This window comes from Litorimonas sp., from assembly GCA_029936425.1.
Taxonomy (GTDB): Bacteria; Pseudomonadota; Alphaproteobacteria; order Caulobacterales; family Maricaulaceae; genus Litorimonas.
Genome location: JAPYSU010000007.1, coordinates 107,282 through 131,457, shown reverse-complemented (window position 1 = coordinate 131,457; position 24,176 = coordinate 107,282). Strand labels below are relative to the sequence as shown.

Sequence of the window (24,176 nt, the reverse complement as noted above, 5' to 3'; positions counted from 1 at the left end):
GATTATTATATTCTATGGCAGGCCCAGATTAACTCGGCGCCAGATCAGGTCAGCCAGAGGAATATGGAGGGTCTTAGGTCGATTTGCTTTGACTATATTCTAACGTGCCATGTTGAATAACGTCATCCGTTTCCAGAATGGTCTGAGGTGTATGACTGCCCGATATTTTGGAGAGCTTGTCATAAAGGGGCGCAAAGTCTTTCTGTGTCGCCTCGAATAATTGCTCAAAAGAATCGATAACGAAATAAACGTCCTGATAATCGTCAATTTTATAATCCGTTTGCATGACCCGCAGGAGATCAAATTTCAGGCGGTGTGGGGACGGGCTCTCCAGGCTATATTGGGCTTCGCCATAAGAGGAGACGATTCCTGCCCCGTAATGGCGGAGACCTTCGGGCGTGTTTATCAGTCCGAATTCTACAGTATACCAATATAGACGGGCGAGGTTTTTCAGACCATCATACTCCAAGGATCGTAACCCGCCTTTGCCGTAAGCTTCCATATAATCAGCAAATATCGGCTGGGTCAGAAGCGGCACATGTCCGAAAATATCATGAAAGATATCGGGTTCCTGAAGATAATCGAGTTGATCTGCTTTTCTGATAAATCGTCCTGCCGGAAAACGTCGATTGGCCAAATGATTGAAAAACACATCATCCGGGACAAGGTGCGGCACCATGACAACGGTCCAGCCCGTCAGCGCTTTTAGTTTTGGATTTAAATCCTCAAGGTTCGGAATGCCGCCGTCACTTAAGGAGAGCTTTTGCAGCCCGTCCAGAAACTCTTTCGTGGTTCGGCCTTTTAGAAGCTCTGCCTGACGGTCATAGAGTGTATCCCAGACGCCATGTTCTTCATCAGTATAAGCGTCCCAAACCTGCTTGATTGTAAAATCTTCGGCGGGGGTTTGAGAGGCAATAATCGGATCGTCTATCATAAAAATTCCCAGCTGAGTTAATAGGGTTGAACTAATAAGCCGCTAGAGAGAAATCATCATGCAAATCCGCTCTCTCTCGGCGTGAATTTGCGCCTTGCGGCTTTTGAGTGGAATTTGAGGCAAAATTACCTATCTCCGAACAAGGAGCCCAAGGCTTTTTCAATATCACTCTTCTCTTCTTCGGTCTCTTCTTTCTTTTCTTCCGTTTCGCTTGTGGTTTCCGAATCGACTTGAGAGTCCGTCTCTGATCCTTCCGCCTGTTCGGTATCTTTCGGTGTCTCGGTTTTAGCCGCAGAATCTGACGGCTCCTTTCTACCTCCCAACACGCCGCCCAGAATACCCCCAATGGATCCCTGAGCCTCATCTTCCAGACGGGACCTGACTTCCTGCTTGGCGCGCTCCGCCACAATTTTGCTTAAAAACTCCGTGTCGAGGCCAGGGGAGGCTTGCCCGAATTCCCCGGCAAACCGGACGGGGATACCAAAACTACCTAGTTTATTGGCGCCTTCGCCCGTAAGCCTCGGCCGAAAACGGAAATCCATGGTTTGCTGCCCCAAATCGATTGTGCCAGCGCCCTCTGCCCTTACGCCGATAGCGGCCAGCGTAAATTCGTTAAGACTGACAACACCCTCGTTAATTTCAAATAATCCGCCTAGGTCCTTAAATTTCGTAACTTGAGAACTGCCTATCCCGGAGGGCAGGCTTCTGGATTTTAAAGCCTCCTCTAATCCCGTCAAAAACTTGGTTGCGTCAATGCCCTGAATTTGCCCATCGAACAGTCCGAACCCGCCTTGGCCGTTCAGACCTTTCATCAGCTCTGCCTGGCTGCGGCCGGAAGACGTTATGGATAGTTCTGTTTTTGCTTCGCCCGAGGCTTTGGTAAAACCGGCAATGGCAGAGAGAAAACTGTTGCCGTTGAGATCATTCAGCCCAGCCGTCAAGGCCAGCGACGGAACGGATTTTGACGCATCAAAGGTCAAATCCATTCTGCCATTTCCGCCATAAAGCGCCATTCTCGGCAGGTCTGCTTTTAAGACGCCGTCATATAAAGTCACACTCATCTCCGACTGGCCCAGTTTTAGCCGGTCGGTAATCACATTTTGGGTCGTGACCTCAAGATTGGCATCAACAGATTGAAAGGGCGCCAGATTTAGAGGCGCTTCGCTCCAGGGCTGAATTTCGCCTTCAGGATTTTGAGTGCTGTAACTGGCCATATAAGGGCGCAGATCGAGTCCTTGCAGAGCAATATTGCCCTCAATCAGAGGACGGGGTTCTTGCAGAGTGGCGGAGATGTCTCCGCTCCCTCTAATGTCGTCAAATCCAATTTCAGCATTGGAAAGTGTCAACTTATCCGAAACGCCGGCGATGTCGCCGTTGATTGTAAATCGCTCATAAATGGCCCCGGACTCGGTATCCGGAGAAAGCTCTGTTCCGTTCAGCGCGGCCAACGCCCTTACATCCGTGATTTCACTGGTGAGCGCTCCGTCCAGGGAGAGAGCCTCGCTGTCGTTCAAGGCATATTTCCCTTGTCCCGAGAATGTTGCGTTGAGTAGTCCTTCGCTGAGAGCGGCTTCAAGATTATTTAAAATAAAGGTTTCGCCCTCTGTCCTGATGTCACCGGACGCTTTGACCGTTTTTACCGACTTGGAATAGGGCGAGTCAGTCGGAAGGGTTTCTGCAACCTTTGTAAAGTCCGGGATATCGAGGGTGAACTGGCCATTGGCTTTTGGAGTGTCCGCCAGGCTGATATTGCCTGCATAACGTCCGTTCACGGCGCCGTCAGATGCGGTCGCTTCCAGATTTGAGACGGATATTGTTTCTGGCGAATAGGTTAGCTCTCCTGATGCCGTGAGAGTTTTAAATAGGGCGGCATAGGGGCTTTCTACTTTGGCCGTCTGGGCCAGATTTGCGGCATTCTGTACGTTTGTATCAAATGTGCCGTTCGCCGTAATTCCGGCGTCAGAATAATCCGCCATGCCGTTAAATTGCGCGGAAAAGTCAGCTCCCGTGAGGTCCATTTCTATAGATTTGGCGGCGAACCCGTTGGGCGTTCCGCTTAGGCTCGCTTTTCCCTCAAGTGATCGCATCATATCAAGATTTGGCGTTTCTTCCGGAAGATAGGGTTTCAACGCGGCAAAATCTGTAATTTTAAAATTTGTTTCGCCGTTCAAAACAGGCGTTTCGCCGAGAGTCGCAGAGCCGGTAAAACGCCCGCTCAAAGCGTCCCCTTCGGCTTCGATATCTGTGTCATTTGCTTTAATGAGGCCTGCAATCTGACTAAAATTTCCTTTGGCTTTCAGATTATTCAACAGGCCGAGATAAGGTATATCTTTCGGACTCAGGTTCTGAATTGCTGCTGGATCGGTGATTTCCGACTCCAGGGCGACTTGAAAGTCCATCTCAGGGGAGGCAAGGAACCTACCGTCAGCCAAAATATTGGCAAAGCCCGTTTTAAGGTCGGCCTTGAACGGCGCTTCTTGCCCCTCCAGAAAGGCGCGGACATTGTCAAGGGTCATATCGATTTCGCCGCGTTCCCCCTGATATGTCAGACTCAAATCCATTTCGAGCGGTTCAGACAAGCCCGGCAGGGACAGGAAACCGTCAATATCGGAAGCATCATAATTTTTGCCAGAGACGGCATCACTATAAGTAATTTGGCCGTCGATGAGATTGAACGCCTCAATTTGCGGGTCAAGACTGTTGAAGCGTCCATCCCGTGCAAAAGGTGTCGCAGGTTCCGGGGCCGTTTCCGTTTCCTGATTTTCTGCAAGACTTTCCCAATTCGCCCGGCCATCAGCGAGCCGCTCAAGCGAGATTTCAGGTTTGATGAGGTTGAAACCGGCAATTTCGACCCGTTTGGCCAAGAGAGGGAAAAGGCGAATGCGGGCCTCCAGCTCTTCAACACTCAGGAAAGGCCTATCCGAGAAGCCTTCATAGTTCTCAATGCGAACGCCATTGGTTTTGGCCCGGATTAGCGGAAAGGATTGAACCCGTACGTTTCCGGAAATTGTAACGTCGCGTCCGACCTCTTTGGAAAGCTGGGTTTCAATCTTCTGTTTATAGACATCAGACGGGATCAGACCCGGCACGATGATAAAAGCCCCAATAAGGAGAATGAAAACAACTCCAGCTCCGATGATAAGCTTACGCATGAAATCTCCATAACCAATCAACAGCTTTGCCTTTATGAAGGAACTGTTTTGAAAGACAAAGCGTTCCTCCTGTAACTGCGGATATAAATAAGAACTTAGGTATAAACTCTGGCAGAATTAAGATAGGTTTTTGAGCGTTCGTTCAGCCATCAAATACACGTCGCGATAGGAGGACAGGCACAATGTGTTTCAACCACACCCATACACACCCGGCAAAGGTGAAGCTTTCAAATCAGGCCGCTACAGGCGCTGAGGAGAAAAAACGTTCAACAGGCCGGAGAGCATTTGTAAAATCCATTGCCGGGGGCGGTGCCGCCGCAGCTTTGGCCAGCTGCACCACTAATCCGGTGACAGGCCGGTCTCAATTTGTAGGCCTCGCGCCGAGCGGAGATGCATTGGATAGTATGGCGGCCGCATCCTGGGCGGATCTGAAACAGGAAACCCCGACGACCAATGACCCACGCTATACGCGGCGCCTCCGAAATATTGGGAACCGCATCTCGAGAGGGGCCGGGCGCGCCAATCAGACATGGGATTATGCCGTTTTCGATACGGACACCAAAAATGCGTTTGTCCTGCCGGGTAATCGGGTCGGATTTTACAAGGGCATGATGGATTTTACCGATAATGATGACCAGATCGCCGGAATCATGGGCCATGAGGTCGGCCATGTCGCCGCGGCTCACGCTCGGGAGAGAATGTCCATGCAAATAGCTTCGCAAGGGGCTGTCCTTGGCGGAACGCTCATCGGCAGTTCTCTTTTCTCCGGCAAATGCGATAATGTGGCAGCGGCGCAGCGGAGGTCCTGCGTAGACGGCGCCAATCGGAACACACAAATGCTTGTGACTGCTTTGGGACTTGGCTCGCAAATTGGAATTCTTCTGCCTTATTCACGTAGGCATGAAACAGAGTCCGACAAGCTGGGCGTGAATTACATGCAAAGGGCCGGATATGATCCCTATCAGGCGGTTCGCTTGTGGGAAAAAATGGCGGCGGATAGTCCGAGTCGTCAACCACAATTTCTGTCTACTCATCCCGATCCTGCGGTTCGGGCGCAGGTTCTGAATGATTATATCGTCCGTCAGGAAAGATTAGGGTCACGGGGCTTTAGAAATATAAACACCTGAGTCTTTGAAATTTGCTCACATCAGACTATAAAAACGACTTGAATGGCGGGGGTCCTTAAGCTAGGTGTCCCGCCACATTGTTGGGCCGCCTTAGCTCAGTTGGTTAGAGCGCCGGTTTGTGGAACCGGAGGTCCTTGGTTCGAGACCAAGAGGCGGTACCATTTTTTCCAAAAAACAGAGCTCTTACCCAAAGTCCTAACGCCTGATTAACCCTGTTTGGGATAGATCAGGGTATGGTTGAGGATTTAGAACGCTTGAAGACGGAAGATGTGCGGCAAGCCGTACAGGATCCGGATCCTGAAAAACGCAGTCATGCGACGATGCGGCTTGCGAAAGTTATTCTGGAGCCAGATTTAAGTAAAGCTGATCGAGACTATGCCAACCGCTTGATTTCTGTCATCAGCGAGGATGTATCGGAGCTTGTCAGGCGGTCACTGGCCATAACACTTAGAAACTCTCCTTTCCTCCCCAAACCCGTTTTGTCGCGTTTACTTGAAGATATAGACTCCATTGCTGTTCCTCTCATAACGCATTCGCCGCTTCTGACCGACGAAGATTTAATGCAGGTTTTGAAATCCGGTATGGCCGGAAAGGTGAGGGCGGTCGCCGCCAGAAAAAATCTGTCCAATCGTATTATTTTGAGCTTGATCGATACGGGGGATTGCGTTTCGGCCCGTCAGATCGCCGCGAATGACAGCCTCACGATCACGGACGAAGCCGCCGAGGCCATGATTGAGACATATAGGGAAGATGATTTTATCCGGCAGGCGATGTTGAACCGGGCGTCCATGCCGATGCCGGTTGTTGAAAAACTCGTGGCCGCGTCTGCCGAAGATATTGCGAAGAGATTGCAAGGACGCGCCAATTTATCCGAAAAAAAGTCGCATTTGATTGGCCGGGAAACCCATGAACGGACTCTGGTTCAGCTGACCAATGATCACTTTTCAGAGAAGACCTTACAAAACCTTGTCGCTTCCCTGAAAGAGAATGGCCGCCTGACTCCGGAACTGACCCTGCGGGCGATGGGCCTGGGCAAAGTGAGCCTCGTGCATTATTGTCTGGCGTCCCTGGCAGAGCTTAGCGTTCGAAAAGTCGTTCTGATGCTCCATGATACGGGGCCGTTTGCGCTGCGCGGCCTCTGTGCCAAGGCGGGTTTCAAGGATTCCCAAACCCGGTTTATGAGTGAAGCGCTAAAACTTTATACGGATATTGAAATCTCCGGCGGAAAATTAACGGCCGCAGAGTTTCAAATAAAAATGATCGAAAGGCTTCTGACCCTGCCGTTTGAGCTGTCAGAAGACGATAGTGAATATTTCCTCGGTATTCTCGACGGACTGGAAGGCAAAAGCCGAAAGTCCGCTTAAGTCGAAAACTGTTCACGCAGGATTTTTTCGTCCAATCCGTGGTCGGCGTCGAAGAGCAGATTGAGTTTTTTCCCATGGTCCTCGTGAACTTTCACATAAGTAACGTCCCGGATTTCCTGGTTATCGGCAGAGACTGAGACGGGGCGGCGCTTAGGGTCTAATACCGTGAACTCAACCGTTGCATTCGCGTTGAGAAGAGCCCCGCGCCAGCGCCGGGGCCGAAAGGCGCTGATGGGCGTCAAGGCTAGTATACGTGATCCTAGAGGGACGACAGGGCCGTGAGCTGATAAGTTATAGGCCGTTGATCCTGCGGGGGTTGCGACAAGAATGCCGTCCGCTATCAATTTTTCCAGACGCTCATGTCCATCAACGGTCACAGAAATATGGGCGGCCTGTTGAGTTTGGCGAAACAGGGAGATTTCGTTAAAAGCAAGATCTTCAAATCGTCCGCCTTTGGCTTCTGCCATCATTTTCAGAGGGCGGACCGTCGTTTTTTCAGCGGCAGCAAGACGCTCATTCAGATTTTCTTCGGAATAGGCGTTCATTAAAAATCCGACGGTTCCCCGGTTCATGCCGTAAACCGGCAGGCCGCGCTGAACCAGAACCGTATGGCGACGCAAGGTTTCCAGCATGAAACCGTCTCCGCCAAGAGCGACGATCGCGTCGGCCTGCGCCGCATCAACATTGCCATATCGATCAATAAGCGCTTTTAGCGAATGCTGCGCATCCGGCTTGCGGCTGGCGACAAAGGCCAGTTTTTGAAATTCATGTTCGGCCATTGAGTTTAGGGCAGGGCCTTTCCGGTTGGTTTGAAATCCTCTCTTATCATTTGACGTCGCAAGGTTGCAAAGATTAAAAACCTTTCGGGGTGCGAGAATGAAATATCTAAAGTATAAATCCGTTCGGGCGGTTTTATTCAGCTGCCTAGCAGCAAGTTTAAGCCAGGAGGCCGCTTCGGGCGCGTGGACATTGGAGCCGTCTCGAGCCCAGATGATTTTGACGGGAGCCTATAGCTCTTCAAATACTTTTATAAACGAGGAAGGGGAAACGCTCCCCTTGCAGAATTTCACAAAAAATGACAGCCGGATCTATCTCGAATTTGGACTATATGAAAATTTGATGGTGTTCGGGCAGGCAGGCTATCAATTTATTGAATTTCAAGGCGTCGGAAGTGAGGTGAGTTTTGCCGGCTTTGACGAAACGAAACTGGGTTTTCAATATAAGATAAAAGAGTCACGGAATTCAGCTACGTCGTTTTCGGTGTCATATATTGCGGATGGTGGCTTGGATGATCCTCGTCTCGATCTGGGGGGCCGGAATAATGAGATTGAGATAAAGGCCTTATATGGCCGAAGCGAGACGAATAAGCCGAGTAAGAACCTAAAACTGGATTGGTTTTATGATTTTCAAATCGGAACTCGCTATGACCTCAAGAGTGATAATTTCAGCCAATGGCAGGTTGATTTTACGCTCGGAGCAAAACCCCATGAAAAATGGATGGGGTTGATTCAGTTTTACGGACTTAATGTAAAAGAGCAAAGAAATCAGGGGTTTATTGTGCCCAAGTCCAATCATGCTAAATTGGAATTGTCCCTGGCGTATCAAATTAAGCCCGGCCAATATATTCAGTTCGGGGCCTTGCGCACTCTGGCGGGCCGAAATGTTGTAAAAGAGTCCGGTCTGTTTACGGGCGTCTGGCGAAAATTCTAGCTCAGTTGGCGCCGGTTTTGGATTTCATATATTCAATAACGGCGGCCCGATCCTCTTGCTTTTTCAGTCCGATAAAGCTCATTCGGTTTCCAGGCATGTAATCACTGGGACGCGTGAGATAACCGTCCAAGGTTTCGTCGGTCCAGACAATGTCTGACTGGGTCATGGCTCTGGAATAATTGAAATCTCCTTTGGATCCGGCCACGGCCCCGTAAAACCCGTAGAGATTTGGCCCGACGCGATGTCGTTCACCCTCTCCTAAAGTGTGACAGGCCTGACACCGCTTGAAGATGATTTGCCCTCTTTCCAGAGGCGTTAAATCTGCTTGAGACGCAGGCGAGGAAGGCGCGCTGTTATCGCCGCCGCAACCAGTCAGCAAAAGAGAGGGAAACAGGACAGACCAGAAAAATGCCTTGGCGTTTACCTTGGATTTCATGACTGTTTCCTGCCTTATTAATTGAAGATCACTGAGGGGAACAAAAACGTATGAACGCTATATGTGAATGTGACAAACCGCCTCTTATCGCCTTTGCTGCGATATGGCATGACTGAAGTAGATAAAATTTCGGCAATGAGTAAATTCTGCGGAATTCAAAGAACAGAGGTCCTATGACATTTCATCCGCCTAAAAAAGCTATGCAGTTCTTACTGAATCACAGTGTGGACATGGACCGCCTGAGAGGCCTGCCCCAATTCGAAGAAGCGGGAGAAGACCTGATAAATGATGTTCTGACCGGGGCGGCGGCGTTTTCCAGCGATGTGATTGCGCCGACGAATTGGGGCGGAGATCAAAATCCGGCAAAACTCAACGGGGATGACGTGACCGCCTCGCCCGGTTTCAAGGAAGCTTATAAGGCTTTTGTCGAAGGGGGTTGGCAGACTTTGGCGACACCCGTCGAAATTGGCGGTATGGGCCTGCCAAGCGTGGTTAGCGTGGCGACCAATGAAATGATCTACGCGTCGAATATGTCATTCGGACTCTGTCCCATGCTGACATCAAGTGCGGCAAAAGCGATTAATGCGCATGCCTCTGCGGAGCTTCAGGACATCTATTTGTCAAAAATGGTAACCGGCGAGTGGAGCGGCGCCATGTGCCTGACGGAACCACAGGCCGGGTCAGACCTCGGCCCGGTTCGGACCAAAGCGGTCGATAATGGGGATGGGACTTATGCCATTTCCGGTCAAAAAATTTACATTACATGGGGCGATCATGATTGCGCCGAGAATATCATCCATCTGGTGTTGGCGCGCTTGCCCGATTCTCCGGAAGGTTCACGCGGCATCTCTCTCTTCCTCTGTCCGAAATACTTCGTCAATGAGGATGGAACGCTTGGAGACCGTAATAAATTCAAGCCAATAGGGCTGGAACATAAACTGGGAATTCACGGATCCCCAACCTGTACAATGGAATTTGATGGGGCGACTGGCTGGCTTGTAGGCGAGGTTAACCGAGGGCTAGCCTGTATGTTCACCATGATGAATGAAGCGCGGCTTTTTGTGGGCGTGCAAGGCGTGGCCATTGGGGAGCGAGCCTATCAGGCTGCTCTGGATTACGCGAATGAACGCGTTCAAGGGGTTCCGATCGAGGGCGAAGCCGGAGAGCCAATTTTAGGCCATCCTGATGTTCGCCGCATGCTTGTGGAGATGAAGACCCGTCTGATGGGGGCCCGGGCTATCGCCATGGCGACAGCGGCTGCGTCAGATTTGGCCTCTGCCAGTCAGGACGAAACGGCGGCAAAATCGGCTCACGCTCGCGAAGCGCTCCTGACGCCAATCATAAAATCTTATGGCTCAGACACAGGGGTTCAAGTAGCCTCTATTGGCATTCAGGTGCATGGAGGGATGGGCTTTGTCGAGGAAACTGGGGCGGCCCAACATTACCGTGACGCCCGTATTGCGCCGATTTATGAAGGCACAAACGGTATTCAGGCGATCGACCTTGTCGGCCGGAAGCTCCGCCGCGACGGCGGTGAGGCAATGAAGGCATTGATTGAAGACCTTAAACAAATTCAATCGCTTGTAGAAGAAACCTCTTCTGAAAATGAGTTCGGATTGAGTGCATGCGCGAAGGCTTTGTCCGAGGGAATTGAGAACATGTCGGCTGCCACGGACGCGCTTTTAAAGGCTGATGACAAGGACGCCCTGAGTGTGGCTATGCCTTATTTAAATCTCTGCGCCTCCGTCATTTCAGGGGCATTTCTGATCAAATCTGTTTTGAACGGGGCAAAGGCAGGCGATGAGCTAACGGCCTCCATGGCAAGTCTTGCCCGTTATCATGCTGTGGCAATCATGCCGGAAGCGCAAGCCTTACTAGGGCAAATTCAGGCCGGCGCGTCTGCCGTCTTTGATTTTCCCGAAAGTCAGCTTGCAGACCTCTAATTACCGCATTCCAAAACGAATAACCGCTTCTGTGCAGGTCTTTATGATTGAGACCATAATGCGGGTCAGGGCCCGGTTCCCGTCCTGCAATCTCTGTTTGGCCTCATCATGATGCTCCTTTTCATCAAGGTATATGGATGAGACGGCGTTATAGGCATCAGGATTTTCGACTTGAAGATATTCCATCTGATGGTTGAGATGCTCTAAAACCACACTTTCAACGGCATAAGTTGTCGCCGCAATAGCAGAAGGGCCAATGATAGCAGTGATAAAACCGAGCGCATATCCGCCTATGCCGTTCAGGTGATAACTGACACAGCGCCTGATGCCCTTGTCCGATAGGTATTTTGCGAAGATACGTCTGTGTTCTTCTTCGTGAGACTGAAAGTGCTTTAGTCGTTTTACCAAGCTCGGGGCTCTGAGCCGCGCCACAAGGGTTTGAGCCCGATAGATGTTTACGGCGCCGTTCTCTCCGGCGTGATCAACTTTGATCATTTTTTCGGCTTTAGTCTGTGCGGGACGCAAAATTTTTGCCTCGTTTTTCAATTGCATAACACTTATAACTCCCCTCAAACCATAGGAAATGCCGATATGTCAGCACAAAACTACGTTAAACGAATGACCGCGCCGGAGATTTCGGCGCGAAAGGGCGGCGATCCTATTGTTTGCCTGACGGCTTATGATGCCCCAACCGCTTCTATATTGGACGAGCATTGCGACCTGATTCTCGTGGGCGACAGTGTTGGCATGGTCGTTCATGGTCTTAATTCCACCGTCGGCGTCACCATGGAAATGATGATCCTGCACGGGCAGGCCGTAATGCGTGGCTCGCAAAAGGCTTTGGTTGTCGTGGACATGCCATTTGGCTCTTATGAAGACGGTAAGGAGCGGGCGTTTCAAAACGCCTCGCGTATGATGATGGAGACCGGATGCCAGGCGATCAAGATTGAGAGCGGCTCTTATGCGGCGGAAACTATTCGCTATCTTGTCGAGCGGGGCATTCCGGTCATGAGCCATGTCGGACTTCGGCCGCAAAGCCACCACGTTTTGGGAGGGTTTCGCGCGCGCGGCCGCCGCGAGTCTGTAGCGAACGAAATTGTTGAAAATGCCAAATCCGCCGCTGAGGCGGGATCTTTTGCCGTCGTGGTTGAAGGCGTGTCCAAGGAAATCGCTGACAAAGTAACAGAGTCCGTCTCGATCCCGACGATAGGTATTGGGGCTTCGGCAAATTGCGATGGCCAAATACTGGTGACGCCGGATATGCTCGGCCTGTTCGATCGCGTGCCAAAATTTGTCCACAAATTTGCGGATCAGAAAGCGCTCGTGGAAAAAGCGGCGTCTGATTATGCGGCGAATGTGAAAGACCGCAGTTTCCCCCGGGCGGAAAACGTTTACCACTTTAAAAAATAGTCTTTAAAAGCGTGGTTTTGGGCTGGATTAGCTTACGCCCTGTTAATGCCCTTTGCTGTTGCGGCGGGCGGGGCGAAGCGATAGGTTCCGCCGGATTTTAAGAGTAAGCCTGCGATGACTCGCGGCGTAAGCAAGAGAACAGGTCGCCGTGGTCGATTTTATCAATGAAGTCGAGGAAGAACTCCGTAAGGATGACTATAATAAACTCCTCAAGAAATATGGGCCTGCCATCGCGGCCGTCATCGTTCTGATTATTGCCGGAACAGCTTTTCTAGAATGGCGGAAATCCAGTGATGATCGGGTGGCCCGTGCGGCGTCCGCCAGCTATGTGAGCGCTGCAGACTTGGCCGCAGAAGGCAGATCAGAGCAAGCTGTAAACGCCTTTCTCGCGCTATCTGAGCGAGCTCCAAAAGGATATGCCGGGCTCTCGCTGATGCGGGCTGCGGGTGTTGAGGTGGAGCAGGGCAATCAGGCCAGAGCTGTTGAGCTGTACGATCAGGCGGCGAAAGAATTTGAAATGCCCCGCCATGCCGATCTGGCCAAATTGAAGGCGGCTTATATCCTGGCTGACCAAGGGGCTTATGGGGACGTTCAAGCGCGGCTAGACCCATTGGCTGCGAAAGATGCGCCCTATGAGTTTTTGGCGCGAGAGCTAGCCGGATTTACTGCTTACCAAACTGGCGATATGAACACGGCCCGTCAGGAATTTACCTATCTGAACAGCATTCCAGGGGTTCCGCCCTCTATAGCGGATCGCGCCGGGCAGTTTTTGACTTTGGTGCCGGAGGCGCCGAAGAGTGAAGCTATTGCCCCTGAGCCCGTGACAGAGACGACTGATGAGGACATGACAGGCCCGGACGAGACGGCGGAGCCGACCCCAAAGAATCAGACAGACGAAACTCAAACCGAAACTGAATCCGGAGAGACCTTGTGAGCCAATTGACTGCTCGGACGAAACTGTCGGCTATTGCTTTGACAGCCCTCATGCTGAGCGGCTGCTCAACAATTTCCAGTGTGACGGATGCCATTAACCCCTTTGACAAGACAGAGGCTGAAAGACGTGCCGAGCAGGGCGATGTCGCCGGTGAGTCCGAGCGTATATCTATCCTGGAGCTTTCCGAAAGCCTGGATGTGGATGGATCTATTACGCCGGATCAAGTGACGCTTCCGCCTGCCTATGTAAATACAGATTGGCCCCAAGTTGGAGGGAATGCGGCCCATGTCGTGCAAAATACGGCGGCTTCCGGATCCTTATCCAGAATTTGGTCCAAAGACATTGGTAAAGGATCAGGGCGGAAAACGCGGGTTCTGGCATCTCCTGTGATTGCCAATGGTGTCATATACGCCATGGACGGGGACAATCAGGTTGTTGCCATGAGCGAAACCTCCGGCGACACACTTTGGGAATATGAGGTGGAAGTGACCGAACGTGAACGCACACGTGAAGGTCGCGCCGGGATTATTGAGCGCGTTAAAGATCCGCTTTCCTTATTTCGTAGCAATTCGGGTGTCGACAAGGAAAGTGTTGGCGGCGGCGTGACCTTTGATGGGGGGACGGTTTTTGTCACCTCAGGACTGGGCGTCATTGCGGCACTTGATCCGTCTACGGGGGCGGAGAAGTGGATTTATGAAGCCCGGGTTCCGATGAATTCGGCGCCGGTTGCCAAAAATGGACGAGTTTTTGCGATCACTGATGACAATGAGCTGTTCGGTTTTAATGCCAATACGGGCGAGGTTCTCTGGACCTATCAAGGCATTATTGAAAGCGCCCGTATGTTGACATCTCCGGCGCCTGCTGTGGTGGATGATGTTGTCCTTGCGCCGTTTTCCTCCGGTGAGCTTGTTGCATTGCGCGTCGAAAATGGCGGCGTCTTATGGCAGGATTCTCTGAGTTCCAACGCGCGTTTGACGCCTCTGGCCTCTTTGAATGACATTTCTTCCGGGCCAGCGGTTGCGGATGGTTATGTTATTGCTTCGGCGCAAAGCGGCGTCATGAGCGCGTTTGACTTCCGAACGGGTCAACGAATTTGGCGTCAGCCAGCCGGGACACTCGGAATTCCTCTGATTGTTGGGGATTTTGTCTATGCTGTTACGACCGAAGGACAGGTTGTTTGTCTATCCAAACTGGACGGAACAGTTGTTTGGCTTCAGCAATTGGAAGCTTTTAAAAATCCGAAGAAACGGAAGAGCAGAATTGTCTGGGCCGGACCAATTATGGCCGGAGGACGCCTATTTGTGGCCTCGTCACGCGGCGCTACTGTGACATTAAATCCTCAAAACGGGAACATTATGAGTTCAGGAGAGGTCAAGGGAGACGTTTTTGTCTCGCCTGTTATTGCCAATGAGACAGTTTACGTCGTGACCGACGACGCCAAGCTCATCGCGCTGAGATAGTCAGGATCTGTTATGGTGCGTCGCGCCAAAGATGATGATTGGGAAGACGAAGAAGTAGGTCAAAAACGACCTGCAAAGATCGCCGTTATCGGCCGTCCCAACGTTGGAAAATCCACTTTATTCAATCGCTTGGCAGGGAAAGCTCTGGCCATTGTGAACGACACGCCGGGCGTGACGCGGGACGTGCGGGAAACAAAGTCCAAAATGCGCGGCCACGACCTCACCCTGATGGATACCGCCGGATTTGAGACGGCTAAAGGCAATGTGTTAGAGGCGCGGATGCGCGCCCGGACCGAAGCCGCCGTGATGGAAGCGGATATCTGTCTTTTCGTTTATGACGCCCGCGAAGGCGTAACGCCTCTAGACCGGACCTTCGCGCAATTTGTTCGAAAGTCCGGTAAACCTGTCGTCCTTGTGGCTAATAAATGCGAAAGCCGCGCCGGGGATGTCGGCGCCACAGAAGGATACTCTTTAGGCATGGGTGACCCGATAGAAGTGGCCGCCGAACATAATATCGGGTTTGTAGATCTGGACGACGCCATTGAGATGGCTCTGCGGGATGTAAAACTAGAGATCCCCGAAGAGGTTATCGACGAATCCGAAGCGCCTGTGCGTATCGCCATTGTAGGCCGGCCTAATGCGGGTAAATCAACATTGATCAATACGCTGATCGGTGAAGATCGCCTCCTTACGGGGCCTGAAGCAGGCGTCACGCGTGATTCCATAACAATAGATTTTGTCTGGCAGGGACGCCGCGTACAGTTTCATGATACGGCGGGTATGCGCAAAAAGGCGAAGGTTCAGGAAACCCTGGAGCGCCTGTCAGTTCAGGACAGTCTGCGCGCCATAAAATTTGCCCAGGTTGTGGTCCTTCTTATGGACGCGCAAAAACCGTTTGATAAGCAGGACCTGCAAATCGCGGACCTTTGCGAGCGCGAAGGCCGGGCTTTGGTCATTGGCGTCACCAAATGGGATTTGGTCGAAAATAAATCCGAAATGGCGAAATATCTGCGTGAGGAGGCGGCGCGCCTTCTCCCTCAGCTAAAAGGCGTTCCGGTTATCATGTTTTCCGGGCTAACCGGTAAAAGTGTGGATCGGCTTCTGCCGGCTATTGAGCGTGTTCAAATCGACTGGTCCGCCAAAGTCAAAACTTCAGAACTCAATGATTGGCTTGGCGAGAAAGTCCAGCGCCATCCGCCGCCTGCCGTAAATGGGAAGCGGATCAAGCCGAAATATATCAGCCAGACCAAGACCCGGCCGCCGACTTTCGTCCTCAAATGCTCCAGAGCGACAAAACTCCCTGAGAGCTATAAGCGTTATCTTATCAATGGCTTGCGGGAAGATTTTGGACTGGTGGGAATCCCCATCCGCCTCTATGTCAAAGCGGATGAGAACCCGTATGATAATACGGTCCGTAAACAGGGCATGGAACCGCTGAGAGAAAATAGCCGGCGCAACCGATAGCTGCGCCGCCATATTCTAACTTTATTCAGTAGACTCCTCTGTTTGGCCATTTGCTGGGGCGTTTGCCAGATAGGTATCGAGAAATTCGACATAGGCATTTGACGCTTCGATCCGGTTGGATTTGTTCCGGAAGCCATGGCCCTCATCTTCAAAGATAATATATTCAACCGGCACATCGTTCTGGCGAACAGCTTCGACCAGTTCGTCGCTCTCAACCTGTAGGACACGCGGGTCATTGGCGCCCTGTACAACCAAGAGCGGTTTGTTGATGTTTTCAGCATGGAAGAGCGGCGAAATTGCGCGGTGGCGCTCCTCATCTGTCGCCGGATCGCCCATTTCATCGTAAAGTTGCTCGCGGAAGCTTTCCCACCAAGGCGGGATAGACTTCAGGGTTCTGACCCAATTTGTGACGCCGAAAATATTGATGCCAACATCGAATTCTTCAGGCTCAAAGGCGAGGGCGGCGGCAACCATATAACCGCCATAGCTTCCCCCGATAATGCCAATACGGTCGCCATCGACCCAATCATATTCCGCCATGAAGTCTTTCGAGGCCACGACATCTTTCAGGTCGACGTCTCCGTGTTTCTTATCATCCATATGAAAGAAGGTTTTGCCGTAGCCTGAGCTGCCGCGATTATTCATCGCATAGACGGCGTAGCCATTATTAACGAGGTGCTGAACCGTGGCGTTATAGCCTTTCCGGTTTTGTCCGCCGGGACCGCCATGAACCATTATGAGGGCTGGAACGGGCGCGTCCGCGCTGGCGCCATGAGGCTTGTAGAGAATACCCGGAATTTCCAGGCGGTCATAACTTTCATACCGAACGACTTTGCCCTCGACCAACATATCGGACGTAATTTCGGGATTCAGGGCGTTCGTCAGGCCTATGATGTCTCCCGTGGCGAGTGAAGCTACATGAATATCGGAAGGCGCCCGGTCCCCGTTCATAATAAAGGCGATTTCCTCTTCATTCGGCGAGAACCGGACAGAGTTTACATTGCCTTCGGGCAGGTCATTAAGTTTAACGTCTTTTTTCTCTTTCAAATCCCTGATTGTGACTTGCGTTGAACCGTCTTCATTAATGCCGCTGACGCGGTATCGTCCGCTCGGCGCATAGGACACATAAGAGACGTCCCAATCGGCGGAGATCAGCTCGGATTTTTCCTGGGTTTCCAAGTCATAACGCCAAGCCTGATTGAACTCGCCAAATTCATTTGTGGCATAAACCAAGTTCTGATTGTCGGGCGTAAAGTCATAGGTGAAATACGAAATATTTCCCTCATGTTCGGTAATCAGCTGAGGTGAGCTGTCTTCCGCGTTTAAATCCACCAGATAAATGTCGGAATCTGCGGAGGTGCGGTTCTTGGCTAGCGCGATATATCGGCCATTTGAACTGATGGCGTCGATCTGCATGTCGGTATTTTCGAAGACCCTCTCGCGGGAATAATCGTCCGTTTGATATTCATAGATATCAAAGGTTTTTGAATCCCGCTCATTGGTTGTAATGAAAAAGCTTTCTTTATCGCCTGCCCAGGCAAGAAAAGAGGCTTTTACATTCTCCCCAGGGGTCAGGTCTTGCGCCGCGCCGTCCTCATTCACGACGTAAATATGGTTGAGCTCGTCTCCGCCGCCGTCAGAGCTGTAGAGGAATTTATCGTCTTCCGGAAACCAGCTCACAGCAGAAATCGGATTCGTCGTGGATTGAGTCAGCTGTGTTTTCTCGCCCGTTTCGGTATTCAGTCGATAAGCGTTGAAAATGCCGCTCTCATCGGATGTGATCAACAAGTCACCGCTCGTCGGACTAAACGCCAGGCCCGCACTCGAGGGCAGGCCGTAGCTTGTCGTTTCGAAGAAAGCTTCAGCCGAAAACTCCGGAACGGATGGGACCGCGCTCTCTTCTGTCACTGAGTCTTGAGAGGGGGCTGTGCTTGTCTGACCCTGGCAGGCGCCCAAAGCCATGACCGCGGCAGTGGTTAATAAGAAATACTTCATTTTATTCTCCCCAAATTTGAATTTTAAAAAGTGTAGCACGGAAAAATATGACTAGGTATGTAAAAAATACTTTACATAGTTGCCCCTTAAGCTTATGTAAAAGATATCTTACATTTTGGAGGATTGCAAGATGACACTTATTGAAGATATGACAGAGCCTCAGCGGCAAAGCTGGATCACGTTCTTGGCCGACGGTGCCATCCTTATTTGGTTTTGGAAAGCCATGGCGGGGGGATTCAATCTGACCCCTTCGGATTTTTCACCGTCACAGCTGAGTGGTATTTTCGTCCAACTTGTCATTCTCACGATCATACTACACGCCGGTATTTCAATTGCCTTCGAAATGCGAAAGCGGAAGGAGAAATACCAAAAGGATGAACGGGATCTGGAGATTGCGCGGCAAGGAAGCCATGCGGGCTATTGGGTTCTGCAACTCGGTGTGGGGGTTATCATTGTGACCCTGCTTATTCAGTATGTTGTAGGGGACAGCTATCAAGGGCCGATTTCCGTCATAAGTCCGGTCGAGATGGTCTTCGGGCTATGCCTGGTTTCCTATTTGGCTGACCTATATCGGCACGGGACCATTATTTGGGCTTACCGGCATTAATCATGGGAGGTAAAAAGTCGAAAATCACAAATCGGATAAAGCGCGCCCGTGTCATAAAAGGCCTTTCGCAGGTTGAGCTGGCCGAAAGGGTCGGCGCGACGCGGCAAACTATCATCGCCGTGGAGGCCGAACGTTACGCACCGTCCCTTGAATTGGCCTTCCGACTGGCCCATATATTAGAGGAGCCAATTGACGGCCTTTTTATTTTTGACCCGTCAGCGCTCGAATAGTTTTAAACAAGGATTTTTATGACCGATTTTCATGCCTATGCCGCCAAAGAAGCCGGAGCCAAACTGGAACCTTACAGCTATGATCCGGGCGCTCTGGGAGAGCATGAAGTCGAAGTCAAAATATCTGCCTGCGGGGTCTGTCACTCTGACCTCTCCATGATCAATAATGACTGGGGATTTGGGCAATACCCCATGGTGCCCGGCCATGAAGCAATTGGCGAAATCAGCGAAGTTGGCAGCGCCGTAAAGAATCTGAAAGTTGGCCAAACCGTCGGTGTCGGATGGAATGCCGAGAGCTGCATGCATTGTTCACCTTGCCTTGCAGGAACGCAGCAGCGCTGCGAAACTGGCGTTCCGACGATCATATCCAAAGGCGGGTTTGCGGATCGCATTCGAGTACAAGATATCTGGGCCGTACCTATTCCTGACGGGATGGACGCGAAATCCGCCGGACCACTATTTTGCGGCGGAATCACCGTTTTTGCGCCTTTCGTTGATTATGATCTGAAACCGACTGACCGTGTGGCGGTTATTGGTATTGGCGGGCTCGGCCATCTGGCGCTACAATTTGCGCGGGCTTGGGGCTGTGAAGTAACGGCGTTTACAACCTCAATGGACAAGGAAGATGAGTTAAAAGAACTGGGCGCACATCATGTCGCCAACAGCAAAGACTCGGACGCCATGGAAAAGCTCAAAGGGAAATTCGACTTCATCCTTTCAACTGTTAACGTTAGTCTGGACTGGCCCAGCTATCTGGCGACGCTACGTTCAAATGGCCGTCTAATTACGGTTGGGGCGGTGGACAAGCCGATGGGCATTCCGGCGTTTTCTCTTATCGCTGGCGGCAAATCCGTCGGGGGATCAGATACCGGATCGCCAGATCGGGTAGCAAGGATGCTCGAATTCTGTACCCGTCATGACATCAAGCCCATGGTTGAGTATTTTCCTATGGAAAAAGTCAATGAGGCATTAGAGCATTTGGAAAGCGGGAAAGCGCGTTACCGAATTGTTCTGACGAACTAAAGGAAAGCGAGACTAAACAGTCTCGCGATAATTTACGATCTGATCTGTCTCTGAATATTCCGGAGACAGCATTTTCACAATCAACGGCGAAATATCTGTCGGATTGGGCAGTTTGCTTGGATCTTCGCCCGGCATGGCCTTAGCGCGCATGGCGGTCCGGGTTGCGCCGGGGTTGAGCAAGTTGACCTTTAGCGGCGTAACCTCAGCTTCTTTCGCGTAACACTGCACCAGGGCTTCCAATCCCGCTTTGGTGGAGGCGTAAGCCCCCCAATAAGCCCGGCGTGTGTTCGCAACCCCGGAAGTCAGGAATAAGGCTCGTCCGGCTTCAGACGCGCGGAGTAAGGGATCGAGAGACCGGATGAGTCGGTAGTTAGCGGTCAGGTTAACAGCAACAACTTTATCCCAAACTTTCAGATCAAGATGCGGCACGGGCGTGATTTCGCCGAGCATACCGGCATTGGCCAATAGCCCGTCCAGCTTGCCCCAGCGTTCATTGATAATCGCCCCGAGACGGTCAATCCCGTCGCCCTGCGTCAAATCCATAGGAACAATCGTACAGTTTTGTCCCTTGGCTTTGATGGAGTCGTCCAATGCCTCGAGCCCGCCTTGGGTGCGGGCGAGGGCGATAATGTCGGATCCGGCGTCTGCCAGTGCTTCTGCGGCGGCGTAACCTATGCCTCGTGACGCGCCCGTCACTAGAGTAACGCGGCCTTTAAGTGGTTGTGACATCAGAAAAAACCTTAGGCGACTTCGACAAGGAAAGAGAGCTGCTTGGAGGCGCCGCTCGCTTCGCGGTCTCTATCTATCAGCGGCGTTGGGTATTCCCCCGTAAAACAGTGATCCGTAAATTGAGGCGCTTCTGCGATGCGTTCTTCGGCGCCCATGGCCCAGTACAGACCCTCGACGGAAAGGAATCCAAGGCTATCGACCTCTAGCATTTCCGTCATCGCTTTCAGGTCGTAATTCGCCGCCAGAAGCTTATCTTTGGACGGCATATCTATGCCGTAATGATCGGGATGTTTGATGGGCGGGGAGGCAGAGCGGAAGTGAACTTCTTTCGCGCCGGCCGCTTTGATCATGCGGACAATTTTCGTCGACGTGGTGCCGCGCACAATAGAGTCGTCGACCAGAAGAACGCGCTTGCCTTCTATCATAGCGCGATTGGCAGAGTGCTTTAGCCGAACGCCCATATCGCGGATTTGTTGGGTTGGCTGGATAAAGGTCCGTCCAACATAATGGTTCCGGATAATACCAAGTTCGAACGGAATGCCGGTTTCCTGACTATAGCCCAGCGCCGCCGGCACGCCGCTATCCGGCACAGGAATGATAACATCGACATCGGCAGGGGTTTCCTGCGCCAGACGTCGGCCCATCTTCTTGCGAACTTCATAAACGCTTTTGCCGCCGACAATACTGTCAGGGCGGGCGAAATAGACAAATTCAAAAATACAAGGTCTGGACCGCGCATTTGGAAAAGCGGTGAAAGAGCGAATGCCGTCCGCATTAATGACAACAACTTCCCCGGCTTCAACTTCGCGAATAAATGTGGCCCCAATCATGTCAAAAGCGCAGGTTTCTGAGGCGAGGATATAGCTATCGCCGACGCGGCCAATCAAAAGCGGGCGAATGCCAAAGCGGTCACGCGCGCCGATTAGCATGTCGCTCGTCATGCCGACAAACGCATAGCCGCCATCGACTTGGCGGATTGCGTTTACGAAGCGGTCAATAAATTCACCGGATTTTTTTCTTGCGATAAGGTGGATGACCACTTCTGTGTCGGAGGTGGACTGAAACAGAGCGCCTTTTTCAACCAATTGCTCGCGGATCGTATAGGCATTTGTAATGTGGCCATTATGGGCGAGAGCAAAGCCGCCCGAATGAAGTTCTGAAAACAGAGGCTGAACATTACGAAGAACAGTCTGACCCGCCGTGGAATAGCGGTTATGACCGATCGAGATATGTCCGGGCAGACGTTCGGACGGGTCTTCTCCGGTGAAGTTATCTCCAACCAGACCAAGATGGCGTTCCGTGTGGAATTTTTCGCCGTCATAGCTGGCGATGCCGCAGGCTTCCTGGCCGCGATGCTGCAAGGCGTGCAGACCCAATGCGGTGAGAGAGGCGGCATTTTCCATGCCAAAAATCCCGAAGACGCCGCATTCTTCGCGGATTTTATCTTCATTCGGATCGAAATCACAGGACGGATTGGGCTGTCCCGATTTAGTCACATGGGTCATTGCGTTATCTCCCGGCTGATACCGTCAATATCGCCGTCTTTAATACGATCTGCATAGGACTTCCACTCTGCAAAGGGCAGGTTACGAATTATATCCCCAATACTGTCCAGGAGAGGGTAGAAGGTTGAGTTTTCCAGATAATCAGGAAGAGGCTTTGGCGGGGCTTCCATTTGTTCGCGCATGGACTCGGGCATACGTTCCATTATGTCGGCAGGAAGCCTGTCGCGGTTTTCCAGGATATAGGATTTGAACTCTTGCGCCTCTATACTTGAGCGGTGGCTTGCGGTTAGAACCATAACCCCAAGCGCGGCCAGAATAAGTCCGCGTAAAATGCCAAAGACCGCGCCGAGGGCTCGGTTGAGAAATTTGGCCGGCGGCGCTTCAAGCTTGCCAAAGATTTTAGCTAATATGATGACAGAGAGGAGGTAAACCAGGACAAATGTCCCGACCCCTAGAGTGGCGTCCGCGAGCCAGGACGGCGAAATAAATTCCTGTACCTGATAGCGAAATCGTCCCCAGACAAAGAGCGTGAGAACCCCGGCCAGCAAGAGCGCCACGAGGGAAAGCATTTCGCGGAGAAACCCGCGTTGCAACGCAATGATGAGGGAAATAAGCAGAATGACGAGGACAACGACATCAAATCCGTTAAAAGAAAACGGTCCAATACTCATACAAGGCTCGCCTTATGCTACGCCGCCCAATTGGTCTCCCAATCCTTTCCGGCTTCTGCGCTGGCTTCTACACGGCGAACGAGGTCGGGCAAAGCCTTGATTGCAATTATCGGCAGCGCAGAATTTTCATTGGCTTGATCGCGTTTTATGGGCCTCGGCGTAATCGCTTTTTTAAAGCCCAGCTTGGCGGCTTCTTTCAACCGCGCATCAGAACGGCCCACCGCCCGAACGTCACCGGACAAGCTAATTTCGCCGAAGACGACTGTTTCCGGGGGAAGAGGCATATCGAAAGCAGAAGAGACTAGGGCCGCCGCGACAGCAAGGTCGGCGGCGGGTTCATTGATTCGCAGTCCGCCGGCCACGTTCAGGTAAACGTCTTTTCCGGCAAAGCTTACGCCGCACCGGGCTTCTAAAACCGCCAGAACCATGGCGAGGCGTCCTGTATCCCACCCCACGACGGCGCGCCGCGGCGTCCCAAAAGCGGCCGGGGCCACAAGGGCTTGTATTTCGGTCAAAACAGGCCGCGTGCCTTCGAGGCCGGCGAAAACCGCCGCGCCGCTGGAGAGGTCTCTGCGGCCATTGAGAAAGAGAGCGGAAGGATTGGGAACTTCGCCCAAACCACTCTCTCGCATTTCAAAAACACCGATTTCGTCTGTTGGACCAAACCGGTTTTTATGCGCCCGTAAAATTCTGAATTGATGCGCGCGATCGCCTTCGAAATAAAGTACGGCATCAACCATATGCTCGACCACCCGCGGCCCGGCAATCTGGCCGTCTTTCGTGACGTGACCCACAAGAATCACGCATGTGCCGCGTTTTTTGGCAAAACGGGTGAGTTCCTGCGCGCAGGCCCGGACTTGCGCGACCGTGCCCGGGGCGGCGCCAAGCTGATCTGTCCAGAGAGTCTGGATCGAGTCGATGATAACCACATCCGGCTTTTCCGCCATCAATCCATCAAGGATAGGCCCGAGGGAGGTTTCCGCCGCCAGAGAAACGGGGCTGTCTGACACGCCGAGACGTTTCGCGCGCCGCCGAACCTGACCAACGGATTCCTCGCCCGAGATGTAAGCTGTTTTAAGTCCGCTTCTGGCAAGCTTGCCCGTGGCCTGCAGTAAAAGAGTTGATTTGCCAATACCCGGATCGCCGCCAACCAAAAGAGCAGAGCCGGGGACGAGCCCTCCGCCTGTCACGCGGTCCAGCTCCGCAATACCCGTCGTGAGCCGCGCAACGTCGCGGCTTTCTCCGCCGAGGTCTACAAAATCAACAGATCGGCCTTTTCGCCGTTTATGAGCGGGGCGTTCGTTCTGGGCCGTAATTTCCTCGACCAGCGTATTCCATTCCCCGCAAGCATCACACCGCCCGGCCCATTTGGCATGAACAGTCCCGCAGGACTGGCAAATGAATTGAGTTGTGGGTTTAGGCATAAATGGCTCCGATTCTTCTGAATAGAGCCAGATTAAACACAAATTGTCAACAAATGTT

Annotated in this window: 21 protein-coding genes and 1 tRNA gene; 12 read left to right on the top strand and 10 right to left on the bottom strand. The window is 51.9% G+C overall.

What is annotated here, in order from left to right:
• Window positions 1–73: 73 nt before the first annotated feature.
• Together phhA and ACN0IC_RS08685 are read right to left on the bottom strand one after the other, a co-directional pair.
• Window positions 74–934 carry a phenylalanine 4-monooxygenase gene (gene phhA, locus ACN0IC_RS08690; protein ID WP_416878382.1) on the bottom strand — a complete coding sequence of 287 codons (861 nt, stop codon included), beginning with the start codon at window positions 932–934 and terminating at the stop codon, window positions 74–76.
• 125 nt (window positions 935–1,059) lie between these two features.
• Window positions 1,060–4,086 (bottom strand): AsmA family protein, encoded by a 3,027-nt coding sequence (locus tag ACN0IC_RS08685; RefSeq protein ID WP_416878381.1) that lies wholly within the window; start codon window positions 4,084–4,086, stop codon window positions 1,060–1,062.
• Window positions 4,087–4,268: 182 nt separating this feature from the next.
• Between ACN0IC_RS08685 and ACN0IC_RS08680 the strand changes: the two genes are divergently transcribed.
• The 3 genes from ACN0IC_RS08680 to ACN0IC_RS08670 all read left to right on the top strand — a co-directional run bounded on the left by ACN0IC_RS08680 (window position 4,269) and on the right by ACN0IC_RS08670 (window position 6,577).
• Window positions 4,269–5,213 (top strand): M48 family metallopeptidase, encoded by a 945-nt coding sequence (locus ACN0IC_RS08680; protein ID WP_416878380.1) that lies wholly within the window; start codon window positions 4,269–4,271, stop codon window positions 5,211–5,213.
• 84 nt (window positions 5,214–5,297) lie between these two features.
• Window positions 5,298–5,374: transfer RNA gene (locus tag ACN0IC_RS08675), tRNA-His, on the top strand.
• A gap of 72 nt (window positions 5,375–5,446) precedes the next feature.
• Window positions 5,447–6,577: a DUF2336 domain-containing protein gene (locus tag ACN0IC_RS08670; protein WP_416878379.1), complete on the top strand. Its 1,131-nt coding sequence runs from the start codon at window positions 5,447–5,449 to the stop codon at window positions 6,575–6,577.
• Here ACN0IC_RS08670 and ACN0IC_RS08665 read toward each other — a convergent pair.
• Window positions 6,574–7,356 carry an NAD kinase gene (locus ACN0IC_RS08665; protein WP_416878378.1) on the bottom strand — a complete coding sequence of 261 codons (783 nt, stop codon included), beginning with the start codon at window positions 7,354–7,356 and terminating at the stop codon, window positions 6,574–6,576. The two genes, ACN0IC_RS08670 and ACN0IC_RS08665, sit on opposite strands and share 4 nt — an antisense overlap.
• 97 nt (window positions 7,357–7,453) lie before the next feature.
• Between ACN0IC_RS08665 and ACN0IC_RS08660 the strand changes: the two genes are divergently transcribed.
• Complete coding sequence (locus tag ACN0IC_RS08660) at window positions 7,454–8,287, top strand: hypothetical protein (RefSeq protein ID WP_416878377.1); 834 nt, start codon at window positions 7,454–7,456, stop codon at window positions 8,285–8,287.
• Between the two features lies 1 nt (window position 8,288).
• Here ACN0IC_RS08660 and ACN0IC_RS08655 read toward each other — a convergent pair whose 3' ends face one another.
• Window positions 8,289–8,723 carry a c-type cytochrome gene (locus ACN0IC_RS08655; RefSeq protein WP_416878376.1) on the bottom strand — a complete coding sequence of 145 codons (435 nt, stop codon included), beginning with the start codon at window positions 8,721–8,723 and terminating at the stop codon, window positions 8,289–8,291.
• Between the two features lie 173 nt (window positions 8,724–8,896).
• On the opposite strand from ACN0IC_RS08655, the gene ACN0IC_RS08650 reads away from it, so the two are divergent.
• A complete protein-coding gene (locus tag ACN0IC_RS08650) occupies window positions 8,897–10,666 on the top strand; it encodes an acyl-CoA dehydrogenase (protein ID WP_416878375.1) in 1,770 nt (589 codons plus the stop codon).
• On the opposite strand, the gene ACN0IC_RS08645 is transcribed toward ACN0IC_RS08650, so the two are convergent.
• Window positions 10,667–11,161: a demethoxyubiquinone hydroxylase family protein gene (locus tag ACN0IC_RS08645; protein WP_416878374.1), complete on the bottom strand. Its 495-nt coding sequence runs from the start codon at window positions 11,159–11,161 to the stop codon at window positions 10,667–10,669.
• A gap of 96 nt (window positions 11,162–11,257) precedes the next feature.
• Here ACN0IC_RS08645 and panB point away from each other — a divergent pair, with 96 nt between their 5' ends.
• The 4 genes from panB to der all read left to right on the top strand — a co-directional run bounded on the left by panB (window position 11,258) and on the right by der (window position 15,934).
• Window positions 11,258–12,076, top strand: coding sequence for a 3-methyl-2-oxobutanoate hydroxymethyltransferase (gene panB, locus ACN0IC_RS08640; protein ID WP_416878373.1), 819 nt, complete (start codon window positions 11,258–11,260; stop codon window positions 12,074–12,076).
• Between the two features lie 148 nt (window positions 12,077–12,224).
• Window positions 12,225–13,010, top strand: coding sequence for a tetratricopeptide repeat protein (locus ACN0IC_RS08635; protein WP_416878372.1), 786 nt, complete (start codon window positions 12,225–12,227; stop codon window positions 13,008–13,010).
• Window positions 13,007–14,470 carry a PQQ-binding-like beta-propeller repeat protein gene (locus ACN0IC_RS08630; protein ID WP_416878371.1) on the top strand — a complete coding sequence of 488 codons (1,464 nt, stop codon included), beginning with the start codon at window positions 13,007–13,009 and terminating at the stop codon, window positions 14,468–14,470. The genes ACN0IC_RS08635 and ACN0IC_RS08630 overlap by 4 nt, the downstream gene beginning before the upstream one ends.
• Before the next feature lie 12 nt (window positions 14,471–14,482).
• On the top strand, window positions 14,483–15,934 hold the full coding sequence (gene der / locus ACN0IC_RS08625; RefSeq protein ID WP_416878370.1) for a ribosome biogenesis GTPase Der: 1,452 nt from the start codon (window positions 14,483–14,485) through the stop codon (window positions 15,932–15,934).
• A gap of 21 nt (window positions 15,935–15,955) precedes the next feature.
• Here der and ACN0IC_RS08620 read toward each other — a convergent pair whose 3' ends face one another.
• A complete protein-coding gene (locus ACN0IC_RS08620; protein ID WP_416878369.1) occupies window positions 15,956–17,929 on the bottom strand; it encodes an alpha/beta fold hydrolase in 1,974 nt (657 codons plus the stop codon).
• A 130-nt stretch (window positions 17,930–18,059) separates the two neighbouring features.
• Between ACN0IC_RS08620 and ACN0IC_RS08615 the strand changes: the two genes are divergently transcribed.
• From ACN0IC_RS08615 to ahr, 3 genes are read left to right on the top strand one after another with little or no spacing between them, the layout of a single operon-like run.
• Window positions 18,060–18,536 (top strand): DUF2178 domain-containing protein, encoded by a 477-nt coding sequence (locus ACN0IC_RS08615; protein ID WP_416878368.1) that lies wholly within the window; start codon window positions 18,060–18,062, stop codon window positions 18,534–18,536.
• Window positions 18,537–18,538: 2 nt separating this feature from the next.
• Window positions 18,539–18,766, top strand: a complete 228-nt coding sequence (locus ACN0IC_RS08610; RefSeq protein WP_416878367.1) for a helix-turn-helix transcriptional regulator — start codon at window positions 18,539–18,541, stop codon at window positions 18,764–18,766.
• 18 nt (window positions 18,767–18,784) lie between these two features.
• A complete protein-coding gene (gene ahr / locus ACN0IC_RS08605) occupies window positions 18,785–19,789 on the top strand; it encodes an NADPH-dependent aldehyde reductase Ahr (RefSeq protein ID WP_416878366.1) in 1,005 nt (334 codons plus the stop codon).
• Between the two features lie 12 nt (window positions 19,790–19,801).
• On the opposite strand, the gene ACN0IC_RS08600 is transcribed toward ahr, so the two are convergent.
• Genes ACN0IC_RS08600 through radA form a run of 4 tightly spaced genes read right to left on the bottom strand, consistent with a single transcriptional unit; the run spans window position 19,802 to window position 24,118 of the window.
• The gene (locus tag ACN0IC_RS08600) at window positions 19,802–20,518 is read right to left on the bottom strand and encodes an SDR family NAD(P)-dependent oxidoreductase (protein WP_416878365.1); all 717 of its coding nucleotides are present in this window, start codon (window positions 20,516–20,518) and stop codon (window positions 19,802–19,804) included.
• Between the two features lie 11 nt (window positions 20,519–20,529).
• Window positions 20,530–22,023 (bottom strand): amidophosphoribosyltransferase, encoded by a 1,494-nt coding sequence (gene purF, locus ACN0IC_RS08595; protein ID WP_416878364.1) that lies wholly within the window; start codon window positions 22,021–22,023, stop codon window positions 20,530–20,532.
• Complete coding sequence (locus ACN0IC_RS08590) at window positions 22,020–22,694, bottom strand: CvpA family protein (RefSeq protein ID WP_416878363.1); 675 nt, start codon at window positions 22,692–22,694, stop codon at window positions 22,020–22,022. Before ACN0IC_RS08590 ends, purF begins: the two co-directional genes overlap by 4 nt.
• A gap of 17 nt (window positions 22,695–22,711) precedes the next feature.
• A complete protein-coding gene (gene radA / locus ACN0IC_RS08585) occupies window positions 22,712–24,118 on the bottom strand; it encodes a DNA repair protein RadA (protein WP_416878362.1) in 1,407 nt (468 codons plus the stop codon).
• Window positions 24,119–24,176 lie beyond the last annotated feature (58 nt).